The organism is Providencia stuartii, assembly GCF_029277985.1.
Taxonomy (GTDB): Bacteria; Pseudomonadota; Gammaproteobacteria; order Enterobacterales; family Enterobacteriaceae; genus Providencia; species Providencia zhejiangensis.
Genome location: NZ_CP119547.1, coordinates 153289 through 169049 on the forward strand (window position 1 = coordinate 153289; position 15761 = coordinate 169049).

Consider the following 15761-nt stretch of genomic DNA (forward strand, 5'->3'; position numbering starts at 1 on the left):
ATTCGGTGAGAAATGGCTACGCACTGAGCCGCTGCGTGGCCCCGCGATGTCGAAAACCCACGCATGAACCCCCGATCTGTGCCCGATCTGTGCCCAAAGCGGCGCTTGCGCGGCCGCTTCCTACCCGCCAGACTCGCCAAAAAGGGCGGTTGAACTTCCTATACCCATATCCCACTTTAGGTTTGGCAGCACCTTTTCAATCAGGTGGTTGTTTACACCAATCCAGCTATTGGCCAATTGAATATTGGTTTCGTCTACTTTTTTTGATTTTTTAAACAGCTTGGTAAAACCGAGTGCCAAAACAGGGGGACCATGTAAAAACGTGCTTCCTGTAATGACTGAACCAACTGTGAGTCCTTTACTGACTTTTTGCGGCACTGTTGCAAAGTTAGCGATGAGGCAGCCTTTTGTCTTATTCAAAGGCCTTACATTTCAAAAACTCTGCTTACCAGGCGCATTTCGCCCAGGGGATCACCATAATAAAATGCTGAGGCCTGGCCTTTGCGTAGTGCACGCATCACCTCAATACCTTTGATGGTGGCGTAAGCCGTCTTCATGGATTTAAATCCCAGCGTGGCGCCGATTATCCGTTTCAGTTTGCCATGATCGCATTCAATCACGTTGTTCCGGTACTTAATCTGTCGGTGTTCAACGTCAGACGGGCACCGGCCTTCGCGTTTGAGCAGAGCAAGCGCGCGACCATAGGCGGGCGCTTTATCCGTGTTGATGAATCGCGGGATCTGCCACTTCTTCACGTTGTTGAGGATTTTACCCAGAAACCGGTATGCAGCTTTGCTGTTACGACGGGAGGAGAGATAAAAATCGACAGTGCGGCCCCGGCTGTCGACGGCCCGGTACAGATACGCCCAGCGGCCATTGACCTTCACGTAGGTTTCATCCATGTGCCACGGGCAAAGATCGGAAGGGTTACGCCAGTACCAGCGCAGCCGTTTTTCCATTTCAGGCGCATAACGCTGAACCCAGCGGTAAATCGTGGAGTGATCGACATTCACTCCGCGTTCAGCCAGCATCTCCTGCAGCTCACGGTAACTGATGCCGTATTTGCAGTACCAGCGTACGGCCCACAGAATGATGTCACGCTGAAAATGCCGGCCTTTGAATGGGTTCATGTGCAGCTCCATCAGCAAAAGGGGATGATAAGTTTATCACCACCGACTATTTGCAACAGTGCCAACGCCGGGTTATTCTTATTTGTCGCTTCTTTACTCGCCTTTATCGGCCTTCACTCAAGGATGTATTGTGGTTATGCGTTATATTCGCCTGTGTATTATCTCCCTGTTAGCCACCCTGCCGCTGGCGGTACACGCCAGCCCGCAGCCGCTTGAGCAAATTAAACAAAGCGAAAGCCAGCTGTCGGGCCGCGTAGGCATGATAGAAATGGATCTGGCCAGCGGCCGCACGCTGACCGCCTGGCGCGCCGATGAACGCTTTCCCATGATGAGCACCTTTAAAGTAGTGCTCTGCGGCGCAGTGCTGGCGCGGGTGGATGCCGGTGACGAACAGCTGGAGCGAAAGATCCACTATCGCCAGCAGGATCTGGTGGACTACTCGCCGGTCAGCGAAAAACACCTTGCCGACGGCATGACGGTCGGCGAACTCTGCGCCGCCGCCATTACCATGAGCGATAACAGCGCCGCCAATCTGCTGCTGGCCACCGTCGGCGGCCCCGCAGGATTGACTGCCTTTTTGCGCCAGATCGGCGACAACGTCACCCGCCTTGACCGCTGGGAAACGGAACTGAATGAGGCGCTTCCCGGCGACGCCCGCGACACCACTACCCCGGCCAGCATGGCCGCGACCCTGCGCAAGCTGCTGACCAGCCAGCGTCTGAGCGCCCGTTCGCAACGGCAGCTGCTGCAGTGGATGGTGGACGATCGGGTCGCCGGACCGTTGATCCGCTCCGTGCTGCCGGCGGGCTGGTTTATCGCCGATAAGACCGGAGCTAGCAAGCGGGGTGCGCGCGGGATTGTCGCCCTGCTTGGCCCGAATAACAAAGCAGAGCGCATTGTGGTGATTTATCTGCGGGATACGCCGGCGAGCATGGCCGAGCGAAATCAGCAAATCGCCGGGATCGGCGCGGCGCTGATCGAGCACTGGCAACGCTAAGCCGGCGGTGGCCGCGCGCGTTATCCGGCCCGCAGCACCTCGCAGGCGTGCCGGGCGATATGACTGGCGGCGGCATCGGAAAGATGCCGGTCGGTAATGATGGTGGTGAACCGGGTCAAAGGTAACGCCATAAACGTGGCCACCTGATTGTATTTCGAACTGTCGCACAGCAGGATGCTTCTCGCGCTGACCTGGCTGACGGTCTCCTTGACGGTAACCTTGTTCTCATCAGGGGTGAATATCCCGCGACTGTCCCAGCCGCTGGCGGAGATAAAGGCCGTATCGATAGCCAGGTGGCGTAACGTACGCGCCGCCGATTCGCCCACGCAGGAGCGGTTCTCCCGGCACAGAGTGCCGCCGGTGTGGATCACGCCGCACTGGCTGGCATCGATCAGCAGCTGGGTTATCTCAAAATCATTGGTGACCACCTGGAGATCGTTCCGGTCGAGGATCGCCCGCGCCAGCGCCAGGGTGGTAGTCCCGGCATCCAGATAGATGCAACTGTTTTTAGCGATATGACTCGCCGCCAGCGCGCCGATCGCCTGTTTCTCCTCACTCTGCAGCGTGCTTTTCACCAGATGACTGGGTTCCGCGGCCAGCCGGCTGACGGCGCGTACGCCGCCCGAGACGCTGACCAGCAGCCCCTGCTCCTCCAGTTTACTGACGTCCCGACGGATGGTCATATGGGACACGCCGAGGATCTCCGTCAGCTCGTTAATGCTTACCGCCCCACGCTGCTCCACCAGGGCTAAAATACGCTGATGTCGTTCTATTGGAATCACCGCTCTCCCCTTACCATTTTTTCACACCAGGCGTCACCACCCAGGCTACGGCCCTGGCGACACCCGGTGTTGTTATCGCGCTTTGCCGCTGTTTTTTACGCTATTTTAGGGCAAGAATCGCCGCTGTGCAGCCTCTTTCCGCCTGTGAATTTTTTATATTCATGTGGGTTATTCGTGATAACTCTCACATAAATTCACATGATAACGCTTTATTCTATCATTAAATCACATTAATTAACTAATGTTCACAAGGAGACCAGCATGGCTGCACACACTAACGTCTGCGTGATTGGACTGGGTTCAATGGGCATGGGCGCCGCCCGCGCCTGCCTGCAGGCGGGCCTGAACACCTGGGGCGTTGACATCAATCCCGACAACTGTCGCGCACTGCTGGCGGCGGGCGCCAAAGGCGCGGGCCCCAGCGCGGTGCCGTTCGCCGCGGAACTGGATGCAGTTGTGCTGCTGGTGGTCAATGCCGCCCAGGTGCGGGGGATCCTGTTCGGCGAGAGCGGCCTCGCCGCCCATCTGAAGCCGGGCACCGTCGTGATGGTGTCGTCCACCATCGCCTCCGCCGATGCTCAGGCCATTGCCGAGGCGCTGGCGGAGTACCAGCTATTGATGCTCGACGCGCCGGTATCGGGCGGCGCCGTGAAAGCGGCCGCCGGCGACATGACGGTGATGGCCTCCGGGAGCGATGCCGCCTTTGCCCGACTCGCGCCGGTGCTGGACGCCGTGGCCGGCAAAGTCTACCGCATCGGGAGCGACATTGGTCTTGGCTCGACGGTAAAAATTATCCATCAGCTGCTGGCCGGGGTGCACATCGCCGTTGCCGCCGAAGCGATGGCGCTTGCCGCCCGCGCCGGGATCCCACTGGAGACGATGTATGACGTGGTCACCCACGCGGCGGGTAATTCCTGGATGTTTGAGAATCGCATGCAGCACGTCCTGGATGGCGATTACTCGCCAAAATCCGCTGTCGATATTTTTGTCAAAGATCTCGGGCTGGTGAATGACACTGCCCGGGCGCTGACCTTCCCGCTGCCGCTCGCTACCACCGCGCTGAATATGTTCACCTCCGCCAGTAATGCCGGATTCGGTCGGGAAGATGACAGCGCGGTGATCAAGATTTTCAACGGCATCACCCTGCCGGGCCATAAACAGTGAGGAGAGACAACATGCAGCTTGGTGTCATTGCCGATGACTTCACCGGCGCCACGGATATTGCCAGCTTCCTCGTGCGCAACGGCATGCCGACGGTGCAACTGAATGGCGTGCCGACCCGCGATATTCCGCTGACCAGCGAGGCGGTGGTCATCAGCCTGAAAACCCGCTCCTGCCCGGCGGAAATGGCCGTCAGCCAGTCGCTGGCGGCCCTGCGCTGGCTGCAGGCCCAGGGCTGTCAGCAGTTTTATTTCAAGTACTGTTCCACTTTCGACAGCACCGCGCAGGGCAACATTGGCCCGGTGCTGGATGCCCTGCTGGCCGAGCTGGGTGAGACGCGGACGGTGATTTCCCCGGCGCTGCCGGTTAACGGCCGCACGGTCTATCAGGGATATCTGTTCGTCGGCGAGCAACTGCTGAATGAGTCCGGGATGCGCCACCATCCGGTGACGCCGATGGAGGATGCGCACCTGGGCCGCTTAATTGAGCGCCAAGGGCGCGGAAAAGCCGCGCTGATTGCCTGGCCGATTGTCGCCCGGTCGCCGCCGCGCTGGCGGCAGTCAACGATCCGGCGGTGCGCTATGTGGTGCTCGACGCCCTCAGCGAACAGGATCTGCTCACCCAGGGCGTGGCGCTGCGGGAGATGAAGCTGGTCTCCGGCGGTTCCGGCCTCGCCATCGGCCTCGCCCGCGACTGGGCGCAGCGCCATGGCGCCAGGGGGGAAAGCGCTCAGGCCGGCATGCCGCTGGCCGGTCCGGCGGTGGTGCTCTCGGGCTCCTGCTCGGTGATGACCAACAGCCAGGTGGCGGCCTATCGTCAACAGGCCCCCGCCCGCGCCGTCGACTTAAGCGCCTGCTTTACCGATCTGGAGAGCTACGTCAGGACGCTGACTGACTGGGTGGACGCGCAGCGCGATGCGCCGCTGGCGCCGATGATCTATGCCACCACCGAGCCGCAAACGCTGCAGCGGATCCAGGCGCAGTATGGCGACAAGGCCAGCAGCGAACGGGTGGAACAGCTGTTTGCCGCTCTTGCCGCCGCCCTGAAGGCGAACGGATTTACCCGCTTTATTGTGGCCGGAGGGGAAACGTCGAGCATTGTGGCGCAGACCCTGGGGGTTGAGGCGTTCCATATTGGGCCGACCATCTCCCCTGGCGTGCCCTGGGTGCGTGACACCCGCCAGCCGCTCTCCCTGGCGCTGAAGTCAGGTAACTTCGGCGATATCCAGTTCTTTGCCCGTGCCCAGCAGGAGTTTCGTCATGACTGAGCAACAACTGCGAGAGGAAATGGTGCAGATTGGCGCCTCGTTGTTTAGCCGCGGCTATGCCACCGGCTCCGCTGGCAATCTGTCGCTGCTGCTGCCGGACGGCAACCTGCTGGCGACGCCGACCGGCGCCTGCCTCGGCGAACTGCAGGCTCAGCGGTTGTCGGTGGTGACGCTGCAAGGGGAATGGATCTCCGGCGACAAACCGTCGAAAGAGGTCACTTTTCACCGGGCGGTCTATTTGCACAACCCGGCCTGCAAGGCGATCGTCCACTTGCACAGCCACTATCTGACCGCGCTCTCCTGCCTGCAGGGGCTCGGGCACTGTTGCAAAGTTAGCGATGAGGCAGCCTTTTGTCTTATTCAAAGGCCTTACATTTCAAAAACTCTGCTTACCAGGCGCATTTCGCCCAGGGGATCACCATAATAAAATGCTGAGGCCTGGCCTTTGCGTAGTGCACGCATCACCTCAATACCTTTGATGGTGGCGTAAGCCGTCTTCATGGATTTAAATCCCAGCGTGGCGCCGATTATCCGTTTCAGTTTGCCATGATCGCATTCAATCACGTTGTTCCGGTACTTAATCTGTCGGTGTTCAACGTCAGACGGGCACCGGCCTTCGCGTTTGAGCAGAGCAAGCGCGCGACCATAGGCGGGCGCTTTATCCGTGTTGATGAATCGCGGGATCTGCCACTTCTTCACGTTGTTGGGGTCTGACGCTCAGTGGAACGAAAACTCACGTTAAGCAACGTTTTCTGCCTCTGACGCCTCTTTTAATGGTCTCAGATGTCCTTTGGTCACCAGTTCTGCCAGCGTGAAGGAATAATGGCCGAGCATATTGATATGTCCGTGGCAAAGCGGGGAGAGGCGTGCGATATCTTCATCATTCAGTGTTTCACCCTGCGCCCGGAGATGATCCAGAGCTGCCTGCATATAAATAGTGTTCCATAACACGACGGCGTTAGTGACCAGCCCCAGAGCTCCCAACTGATCTTCCTGACCGTCGGTATATCGTTTTCTTATCTCACCTTTTTGACCGTGACAGATGGCTCTGGCAACTGCATGACGGCTTTCTCCCCGATTAAGCTGGGTCAGAATGCGCCGGCGGTAATCTTCATCATCAATATAATTAAGCAGATACAGCGTTTTGTTGATGCGCCCCACTTCAATGATTGCCTGAGTCAGTCCGGAGGGACGTTCACTTTTCAGCAATGAACGGACCAGCACTGAGGCCTGTACTTTGCCCAGCTTCAGGGAGCCTGCGGTCCGGATCATTTCGTCCCACTGAAGGACTATTTTTCGGGGATCTGATTGCCCTCTGGCAATATCATTCAGCACGCCATAGTCGGCATCATGGTCCATTCGCCAGAAAACCGAAGCACCGGCATCAGCCAGGCGTGGAGAAAACTGGTATCCCAGCAGCCAGAAAAGGCCAAAGACAAGATCGCTGGCACCTGCCGTATCGGTCATAATTTCGGTTGGATTCAGCCCGGTCTCCTGTTCCAGAAGGCCTTCCAGCACAAAGATAGAGTCCCTCAGCGTCCCCGGTATAACGATGCCATGAAAGCCGGAATACTGATCGGACACAAAGTTGTACCAGGTGATCCCTCTGTTATTACCAAAGTATTTGCGGTTCGGTCCGGCATTGATTGTTCTGACTGGCGTAACAAAGCGCATTCCATCTGCAGATGCCACTTCTCCTCCACCCCATATCTGTGCCAGTGGCAGCGTTGCCTGAAAATCAACCAGTCTGGCATTAGCGCTGGTGATAGTTTCAGCCCGCAGATAGTTCGCTTTTGTCCAGTTCAGCCGGTGTCGGGTCAGTGCAGGAACATTTGATCTGATCAGTGGTTCCAGACCGATATTGCAGGCTTCAGCCATCAGCACGGCGCTGATGCTGACGGGCAGATCATCAACTCTGGCACTGGCTTCACTAGCATGGAAAAACTCATCAGCAAATCCGGTATGGGCGTTAATTTCGAGCAGCAACTCCGTTAAATCCACCGGAGGGAGTAGATCACTGATCATTTTGCTCAGTCGTTTCAGACTGTCCGGCTCATCAAGACTGGCGAGGGGAGAAATTGTCAACCGGGGCTTCGGGCCAGAAACATCGAGTTCGACAGCCTCATTTTCGCCAAGACGTGCAGCAACCTGTCTGTAACGACTATCAAGCTGATGGCCCAGAGATTTTATTGCTTCCTGCGGGTCTGTCGGGTGCCCCAAAGAACGATAAACCTTAATCCGGTTTGCCTGCCAGTCAGCACCCTGTAGTAATCTTGCACGAGGATCTCCCCACCGGTTACTGCCGGTAACGTAGACATCCCTCCGCCTCAGACTATCCTGCAGTTTACTGAGAAAGCAGAGCGTGTATCCCCTGCGGGTGATATGTTTTTCCTTGTTAATCACCAGCCGTTTCCATGACCGACTGATAATTTCCGTTGGTGCGTCGTCAAAAAACTGCCGCCGTGAGCTGAACTCCCGGCTGAGGTAGTCACAGGCATTCAGAGTGGTAACCCCGGCAGGTGCGGATGAAAATTTAACGGTATTCAGCAGATGGGGCAGGAAACGACGAACGCGCCCGTACTGCTCCACCATTTCTTCATGAAAATTATCGTCTGAGGGCCGGGCAATTTCACGGACAAGCGTGATGATTTCAGCCAGCTTTTGCCTTGGGATGTAGCTGAACACCTCAGCACGAATCGATTCGTCCGGTGTTTCTTCTTTCAGCAGGTACGAACATGCGCTGGCGAGCGCCAATGCAGATTTATCCAGATCCTTCAGCGAGCGGAGCCGTTTTTTCTGCCCAATCTTTCTGGCGTCACGGATGATAACGGCCAGCATGGCGTCCAGAACGTCCAATGCATCATCCAGCGCCAGCGTTTCCCATGCAAGGACAAAGGCAACCAGAACCGCCATCCTTTTCTGCGGTGACATCCTGGCAATATTGAACACCGAAGTCATACCAGCATAACGTGCGAGATTTTTCAGGCGCACAGCCGGGAGTGTACTCAGGTTTTCAGCATGCAGGCCAAAATCGTTCAGAGTTTTCCAGCGTTCAATTGCTTCATTAAACGCCGGACCACTGATGGTCACAGGGCCCTTTTTCAGTGATTCCAGTAAAGACAGGCGGCTGCAATCAGTTGGCCCCAGCAGCATCTCCAGCTGTGAACGCTGTTCGGCTGACGGTATCAGTGCCAGTTTGTTCCACAGGCGCAACGTCGCCTTTTCCCTTACCTCTGAAATCAACCGGGTCAGCGTAGTGGCTCCGGGGAGAATAATACGATGTTGCATAAGCCACCCTGTCGCCAGATCGAAAAGCAGGCCAGGACGTTCGTTGCTTATCCAGCTCCGGGTATATAAAAGACGGGTAAGGCGAAATGTCCAGGGCCAGGCAAATTCACGATACTGATAGTGCTGACGTATCAGCGCTGCATGCTCACGGCGGGTATTTTCCCTCTGACCGTATTCTGCAAGAACGGTGATATCACGAATCCCGAGCTGTCTGGCGGTAAAATGCCGGACGCCGGAAGGAATATGATTCATATCGGTGAGGAAGGTGCCCAGAAAACGGACACATCCAATTTGCAGGGCAATGCCCAGACGGTTGTGATCACCTCTGCTTTTTCCGATAAATTCCTTGTCTGCTTCATCAAGGTGAAAATATCGTGCCAGCTGAAGCTCATCCGGTTCACCGGTGAATCTGCCATAGCTTTCAGTCTGCTCAGTGGTCAGAAAGTCAACGGGCATATCGGCCTCCCTGCCTGACGGGCATTTAGTAACATTTTTCCAACCGTACGAAATGTTATAAATTATCAGACATAGTAAAACGGCTTCGTTTGAGTGTCCATTAAATCGTCATTTTGGCATAATAGACACATCGTGTCTGATATTCGATTTAAGGTACATTTTTATGCGAATTTTTGGTTATGCGCGGGTCTCAACCAGCCAGCAGTCCCTCGATATTCAGATCAGAGCGCTCAAAGATGCAGGGGTAAAAGCTAACCGCATCTTTACCGACAAGGCATCCGGCAGTTCAACAGATCGGGAAGGGCTGGATTTGCTGAGGATGAAGGTGGAGGAAGGTGATGTCATTCTGGTGAAGAAGCTCGACCGTCTTGGCCGCGACACCGCCGACATGATCCAACTGATAAAAGAGTTTGATGCTCAGGGTGTAGCGGTTCGGTTTATTGACGACGGGATCAGTACCGACGGTGATATGGGGCAAATGGTGGTCACCATCCTGTCGGCTGTGGCACAGGCTGAACGCCGGAGGATCCTAGAGCGCACGAATGAGGGCCGACAGGAAGCAAAGCTGAAAGGAATCAAATTTGGCCGCAGGCGTACCGTGGACAGGAACGTCGTGCTGACGCTTCATCAGAAGGGCACTGGTGCAACGGAAATTGCTCATCAGCTCAGTATTGCCCGCTCCACGGTTTATAAAATTCTTGAAGACGAAAGGGCCTCGTGATACGCCTATTTTTATAGGTTAATGTCATGATAATAATGGTTTCTTAGACGTCAGGTGGCACTTTTCGGGGAAATGTGCGCGGAACCCCTATTTGTTTATTTTTCTAAATACATTCAAATATGTATCCGCTCATGAGACAATAACCCTGATAAATGCTTCAATAATATTGAAAAAGGAAGAGTATGAGTATTCAACATTTCCAAACAAAGTTAGGCATCACAAAGTACAGCATCGTGACCAACAGCAACGATTCCGTCACACTGCGCCTCATGACTGAGCATGACCTTGCGATGCTCTATGAGTGGCTAAATCGATCTCATATCGTCGAGTGGTGGGGCGGAGAAGAAGCACGCCCGACACTTGCTGACGTACAGGAACAGTACTTGCCAAGCGTTTTAGCGCAAGAGTCCGTCACTCCATACATTGCAATGCTGAATGGAGAGCCGATTGGGTATGCCCAGTCGTACGTTGCTCTTGGAAGCGGGGACGGATGGTGGGAAGAAGAAACCGATCCAGGAGTACGCGGAATAGACCAGTTACTGGCGAATGCATCACAACTGGGCAAAGGCTTGGGAACCAAGCTGGTTCGAGCTCTGGTTGAGTTGCTGTTCAATGATCCCGAGGTCACCAAGATCCAAACGGACCCGTCGCCGAGCAACTTGCGAGCGATCCGATGCTACGAGAAAGCGGGGTTTGAGAGGCAAGGTACCGTAACCACCCCAGATGGTCCAGCCGTGTACATGGTTCAAACACGCCAGGCATTCGAGCGAACACGCAGTGTTGCCTAACCCTTCCATCGAGGGGGACGTCCAAGGGCTGGCGCCCTTGGCCGCCCCTCATGTCAAACGTTAAACATCATGAGGGAAGCGGTGATCGCCGAAGTATCGACTCAACTATCAGAGGTAGTTGGCGTCATCGAGCGCCATCTCGAACCGACGTTGCTGGCCGTACATTTGTACGGCTCCGCAGTGGATGGCGGCCTGAAGCCACACAGTGATATTGATTTGCTGGTTACGGTGACCGTAAGGCTTGATGAAACAACGCGGCGAGCTTTGATCAACGACCTTTTGGAAACTTCGGCTTCCCCTGGAGAGAGCGAGATTCTCCGCGCTGTAGAAGTCACCATTGTTGTGCACGACGACATCATTCCGTGGCGTTATCCAGCTAAGCGCGAACTGCAATTTGGAGAATGGCAGCGCAATGACATTCTTGCAGGTATCTTCGAGCCAGCCACGATCGACATTGATCTGGCTATCTTGCTGACAAAAGCAAGAGAACATAGCGTTGCCTTGGTAGGTCCAGCGGCGGAGGAACTCTTTGATCCGGTTCCTGAACAGGATCTATTTGAGGCGCTAAATGAAACCTTAACGCTATGGAACTCGCCGCCCGACTGGGCTGGCGATGAGCGAAATGTAGTGCTTACGTTGTCCCGCATTTGGTACAGCGCAGTAACCGGCAAAATCGCGCCGAAGGATGTCGCTGCCGACTGGGCAATGGAGCGCCTGCCGGCCCAGTATCAGCCCGTCATACTTGAAGCTAGGCAGGCTTATCTTGGACAAGAAGATCGCTTGGCCTCGCGCGCAGATCAGTTGGAAGAATTTGTTCACTACGTGAAAGGCGAGATCACCAAGGTAGTCGGCAAATAATGTCTAAAACAAAGTTATGCACCTATTAAGCGCACAGCGGAGCAATGAAGGATACCTTGATGAAAAAAATTTTGCTGCTGCATATGTTGGTGTTCGTTTCCGCCACTCTCCCAATCAGTTCCGTGGCTTCTGATGAGGTTGAAACGCTTAAATGCACCATCATCGCAGACGCCATTACCGGAAATACCTTATATGAGACCGGAGAATGTGCCCGTCGTGTGTCTCCGTGCTCGTCTTTTAAACTTCCATTGGCAATCATGGGGTTTGATAGTGGAATCTTGCAGTCGCCAAAATCACCTACGTGGGAATTGAAGCCGGAATACAACCCGTCTCCGAGAGATCGCACATACAAACAAGTCTATCCGGCGCTATGGCAAAGCGACTCTGTTGTCTGGTTCTCGCAGCAATTAACAAGCCGTCTGGGAGTTGATCGGTTCACGGAATACGTAAAGAAATTTGAGTACGGTAATCAAGATGTTTCCGGTGACTCGGGGAAGCATAACGGCTTGACCCAGTCATGGCTGATGTCGTCGCTCACCATATCTCCCAAGGAGCAAATTCAGTTTCTTCTACGCTTTGTCGCGCATAAGCTGCCTGTATCCGAAGCGGCTTATGACATGGCGTATGCCACAATCCCGCAGTACCAGGCAGCCGAAGGATGGGCTGTACATGGAAAAAGCGGCAGCGGCTGGCTTCGGGACAATAACGGCAAGATAAATGAAAGTCGTCCGCAGGGCTGGTTCGTGGGCTGGGCTGAAAAAAACGGACGGCAAGTTGTTTTCGCCCGATTGGAAATAGGAAAGGAAAAGTCCGATATTCCCGGCGGGTCTAAAGCACGAGAGGATATTCTCGTGGAATTACCCGTGTTGATGGGTAACAAATGATATGTGGCGTCATCGAGAGCAGATGCATAACCCTGCGCTCGAGCGGACCTCGCGCATAAAGCCGCGCGAGTCCGCTCACCTTGAACGTTAGATGCACTAAGCACATAATTGCTCACAGCCAAACTATCAGGTCAAGTCTGCTTTTATTATTTTTAAGCGTGCATAATAAGCCCTACACAAATTGGGAGATATATCATGAAAAGAGTTTGATGCTCAGGGTGTAGCGGTTCGGTTTATTGACGACGGGATCAGTACCGACGGTGATATGGGGCAAATGGTGGTCACCATCCTGTCGGCTGTGGCACAGGCTGAACGCCGGAGGATCCTAGAGCGCACGAATGAGGGCCGACAGGAAGCAAAGCTGAAAGGAATCAAATTTGGCCGCAGGCGTACCGTGGACAGGAACGTCGTGCTGACGCTTCATCAGAAGGGCACTGGTGCAACGGAAATTGCTCATCAGCTCAGTATTGCCCGCTCCACGGTTTATAAAATTCTTGAAGACGAAAGGGCCTCGTGATACGCCTATTTTTATAGGTTAATGTCATGATAATAATGGTTTCTTAGACGTCAGGTGGCACTTTTCGGGGAAATGTGCGCGGAACCCCTATTTGTTTATTTTTCTAAATACATTCAAATATGTATCCGCTCATGAGACAATAACCCTGATAAATGCTTCAATAATATTGAAAAAGGAAGAGTATGAGTATTCAACATTTCCGTGTCGCCCTTATTCCCTTTTTTGCGGCATTTTGCCTTCCTGTTTTTGCTCACCCAGAAACGCTGGTGAAAGTAAAAGATGCTGAAGATCAGTTGGGTGCACGAGTGGGTTACATCGAACTGGATCTCAACAGCGGTAAGATCCTTGAGAGTTTTCGCCCCGAAGAACGTTTTCCAATGATGAGCACTTTTAAAGTTCTGCTATGTGGCGCGGTATTATCCCGTGTTGACGCCGGGCAAGAGCAACTCGGTCGCCGCATACACTATTCTCAGAATGACTTGGTTGAGTACTCACCAGTCACAGAAAAGCATCTTACGGATGGCATGACAGTAAGAGAATTATGCAGTGCTGCCATAACCATGAGTGATAACACTGCGGCCAACTTACTTCTGACAACGATCGGAGGACCGAAGGAGCTAACCGCTTTTTTGCACAACATGGGGGATCATGTAACTCGCCTTGATCGTTGGGAACCGGAGCTGAATGAAGCCATACCAAACGACGAGCGTGACACCACGATGCCTGCAGCAATGGCAACAACGTTGCGCAAACTATTAACTGGCGAACTACTTACTCTAGCTTCCCGGCAACAATTAATAGACTGGATGGAGGCGGATAAAGTTGCAGGACCACTTCTGCGCTCGGCCCTTCCGGCTGGCTGGTTTATTGCTGATAAATCTGGAGCCGGTGAGCGTGGGTCTCGCGGTATCATTGCAGCACTGGGGCCAGATGGTAAGCCCTCCCGTATCGTAGTTATCTACACGACGGGGAGTCAGGCAACTATGGATGAACGAAATAGACAGATCGCTGAGATAGGTGCCTCACTGATTAAGCATTGGTAACTGTCAGACCAAGTTTACTCATATATACTTTAGATTGATTTAAAACTTCATTTTTAATTTAAAAGGATCTAGGTGAAGATCCTTTTTGATAATCTCATGACCAAAATCCCTTAACGTGAGTTTTCGTTCCACTGAGCGTCAGACCCCTTGTTGAGGATTTTACCCAGAAACCGGTATGCAGCTTTGCTGTTACGACGGGAGGAGAGATAAAAATCGACAGTGCGGCCCCGGCTGTCGACGGCCCGGTACAGATACGCCCAGCGGCCATTGACCTTCACGTAGGTTTCATCCATGTGCCACGGGCAAAGATCGGAAGGGTTACGCCAGTACCAGCGCAGCCGTTTTTCCATTTCAGGCGCATAACGCTGAACCCAGCGGTAAATCGTGGAGTGATCGACATTCACTCCGCGTTCAGCCAGCATCTCCTGCAGCTCACGGTAACTGATGCCGTATTTGCAGTACCAGCGTACGGCCCACAGAATGATGTCACGCTGAAAATGCCGGCCTTTGAATGGGTTCATGTGCAGCTCCATCAGCAAAAGGGGATGATAAGTTTATCACCACCGACTATTTGCAACAGTGCCCATCGGCGTAGTAGTGGATGTGGTCGATGACAAAGCCGGTGCGGGTCAGCGTGCGCCGGAGGATCGGCAGAAAATCGACCAGGAACGAAGTAGCGCGTGTGACGACGGCCGGTACGCCGACACGCGCCACGGCCTCGGCCCAGCGCGCGGCCGGCGGTTGGAGCAGGCCGTTGTGCACCGAACCGTGGTAGGTGCCGACCGCCAATGTGAGCCAGCGCTCTAGCTCGCGCAGCGTCAGGGCGGCCTTGTTTTCGGAATTGTAGTCGCCGCGCTGGTCAGGGTTGGAGAAGGTCGTTCCCGGCAGTTCGTCGTGAATCATCTGCATCGCCGTGCCGATGATCCGTTCCACGATGCCGCCATAGTGCGGCTGTCCCAGCGGGCGATAGTCCAGCCGGATGCCATGCTGCTCGCAACCCCGGCGCAGGGCCTCGCTCTTGAACTCGGCCGCGTTGTCTAGGTAGAGCAGCAAGGGCTTGCCGCTCATCTGCCAATCCATTTCCACGTTCAGTCCTTCCAGCCAAGGGCGCTTGTCGCAGGCGACATGCACGAGGCACAGGCCAACCGAAACGGCAGACGGCGCTTCCAGCGTGACGACCATGCCGAGCACGCAGCGGGTGAACACGTCGATGGCGAGGGTCAGGTACGGGCGGCCAATAGGTTGCCGGTCGCGGTCATCGACCACGATCAGGTCGATGACCGTATGGTCTATCTGCACCTGCTCCAGCGGCGCGGTCACGGCAGGAGGCTCGCCGCCCACACCTTGTAGGTCACGAGCGGCATCCTGGCCTTCCCGCCGGCGGATGACCTTGCGCGGGTCAAGGCTAGCGATCCGTAAGGCCACGGTATTGCGCGCCGGCACTCGCAGTTTTTGAGCCTTGCACACCTGAGTGACTTCGCGGTGAAAGGCCGCTAGGCTGCGCTTCTGCTTGGTCAGGAACCGCTTTTGCAGTAGCTCGTGGATGACGCGCTCGACCGGTTCCGGCAAGCGCCCCTTACCTTTACCTCCACCGGACTGGCCGGGCACCAGATCCGTCACGAGGCCGCTGCCTTGCCGGGCACGCCGGATCAGAACGTATACCTGGCGCCGAGACAAGCCCAGCGCCTGAGCCGCCATATCGGCCGCTTCGTGCCCGACCGTCTCCGACTGCGCCAACGGACTGATGATCTCCGCACGACGGCGCGCACGCTCCCAAGCCTCATCAGGCAGAGTGGCCACGCCTTGTTCTGGAATCCGTGGGGTGTCCGTCGCCATGCTCACCTCGCTTTGGTGCACACGAGTATTGAG

General features: G+C 55.0%; 10 protein-coding genes and 7 pseudogenes. 10 read left to right on the forward strand and 7 right to left on the reverse strand.

All coding sequences use genetic code 11. From position 1 onward, the window contains the following. Nucleotides 1-159: 159 nt before the first annotated feature. A pseudogene (locus P2E05_RS20970) lies at nt 160-396 on the reverse strand (hypothetical protein); the annotation flags it as partial. A gap of 29 nt (nt 397-425) precedes the next feature. Further along, on the reverse strand, nt 426-1130 hold the full coding sequence (locus P2E05_RS20975) for an IS6-like element IS26 family transposase (RefSeq protein ID WP_001067855.1): 705 nt from the start codon (nt 1128-1130) through the stop codon (nt 426-428). A gap of 136 nt (nt 1131-1266) precedes the next feature. On the opposite strand from P2E05_RS20975, the gene P2E05_RS20980 reads away from it, so the two are divergent. Further along, nucleotides 1267-2127: an extended-spectrum class A beta-lactamase SHV-12 gene (locus tag P2E05_RS20980; protein ID WP_002904004.1), complete on the forward strand. Its 861-nt coding sequence runs from the start codon at nt 1267-1269 to the stop codon at nt 2125-2127. A 20-nt stretch (nt 2128-2147) separates the two neighbouring features. Here P2E05_RS20980 and P2E05_RS20985 read toward each other — a convergent pair whose 3' ends face one another. Continuing rightward, nucleotides 2148-2909 (reverse strand): DeoR/GlpR family DNA-binding transcription regulator, encoded by a 762-nt coding sequence (locus tag P2E05_RS20985; protein WP_002210513.1) that lies wholly within the window; start codon nt 2907-2909, stop codon nt 2148-2150. 261 nt (nt 2910-3170) lie between these two features. Here P2E05_RS20985 and ltnD point away from each other — a divergent pair, with 261 nt between their 5' ends. The 3 genes and pseudogenes from ltnD to P2E05_RS21000 all read left to right on the forward strand — a co-directional run. Further along, a complete protein-coding gene (ltnD, locus tag P2E05_RS20990) occupies nt 3171-4073 on the forward strand; it encodes an L-threonate dehydrogenase (protein ID WP_002903955.1) in 903 nt (300 codons plus the stop codon). An 11-nt stretch (nt 4074-4084) separates the two neighbouring features. Beyond that, nucleotides 4085-5337, forward strand: a pseudogene (gene otnK, locus P2E05_RS20995) (3-oxo-tetronate kinase). Next, nucleotides 5330-5665: pseudogene (locus P2E05_RS21000) on the forward strand (class II aldolase/adducin family protein); the annotation flags it as partial. The pseudogenes otnK and P2E05_RS21000, both read left to right, overlap by 8 nt. 41 nt (nt 5666-5706) lie before the next feature. On the opposite strand, the pseudogene P2E05_RS21005 reads toward P2E05_RS21000, so the two are convergent. Together P2E05_RS21005 and P2E05_RS21010 are read right to left on the reverse strand one after the other, a co-directional pair. Continuing rightward, nucleotides 5707-6042, reverse strand: a pseudogene (locus tag P2E05_RS21005) (IS6-like element IS26 family transposase); the annotation flags it as partial. A 33-nt stretch (nt 6043-6075) separates the two neighbouring features. Beyond that, nucleotides 6076-9081, reverse strand: a complete 3006-nt coding sequence (locus P2E05_RS21010; protein WP_022644723.1) for a Tn3-like element Tn3 family transposase — start codon at nt 9079-9081, stop codon at nt 6076-6078. Between the two features lie 163 nt (nt 9082-9244). Here P2E05_RS21010 and P2E05_RS21015 point away from each other — a divergent pair, with 163 nt between their 5' ends. The 6 genes and pseudogenes from P2E05_RS21015 (at nt 9245) to P2E05_RS21040 (ending at nt 13892) form a co-directional block, all read left to right on the forward strand. Further along, complete coding sequence (locus P2E05_RS21015; protein ID WP_001217881.1) at nt 9245-9802, forward strand: recombinase family protein; 558 nt, start codon at nt 9245-9247, stop codon at nt 9800-9802. Between the two features lie 233 nt (nt 9803-10035). Next, nucleotides 10036-10590 (forward strand): AAC(6')-Ib family aminoglycoside 6'-N-acetyltransferase, encoded by a 555-nt coding sequence (gene aac(6')-Ib / locus P2E05_RS21020; RefSeq protein ID WP_063840280.1) that lies wholly within the window; start codon nt 10036-10038, stop codon nt 10588-10590. 69 nt (nt 10591-10659) lie between these two features. Next, nucleotides 10660-11448: an ANT(3'')-Ia family aminoglycoside nucleotidyltransferase AadA1 gene (aadA1, locus tag P2E05_RS21025; protein ID WP_001206315.1), complete on the forward strand. Its 789-nt coding sequence runs from the start codon at nt 10660-10662 to the stop codon at nt 11446-11448. 59 nt (nt 11449-11507) lie between these two features. Continuing rightward, the gene (locus P2E05_RS21030) at nt 11508-12332 is read left to right on the forward strand and encodes an oxacillin-hydrolyzing class D beta-lactamase OXA-9 (protein ID WP_000722315.1); all 825 of its coding nucleotides are present in this window, start codon (nt 11508-11510) and stop codon (nt 12330-12332) included. Between the two features lie 199 nt (nt 12333-12531). Then, nucleotides 12532-12849: pseudogene (locus P2E05_RS21035) on the forward strand (recombinase family protein); the annotation flags it as partial. 182 nt (nt 12850-13031) lie between these two features. Further along, complete coding sequence (locus tag P2E05_RS21040) at nt 13032-13892, forward strand: broad-spectrum class A beta-lactamase TEM-1 (RefSeq protein ID WP_000027057.1); 861 nt, start codon at nt 13032-13034, stop codon at nt 13890-13892. 149 nt (nt 13893-14041) lie between these two features. Here the strand turns inward: P2E05_RS21040 and P2E05_RS21045 are convergent. Both P2E05_RS21045 and P2E05_RS21050 read right to left on the reverse strand, forming a co-directional pair. After that, a pseudogene (locus P2E05_RS21045) lies at nt 14042-14413 on the reverse strand (IS6-like element IS26 family transposase); the annotation flags it as partial. A 64-nt stretch (nt 14414-14477) separates the two neighbouring features. Continuing rightward, nucleotides 14478-15728 (reverse strand): annotated as a pseudogene (locus P2E05_RS21050) (transposase); the annotation flags it as partial. Between the last annotated feature and the right edge of the window lie 33 nt (nt 15729-15761).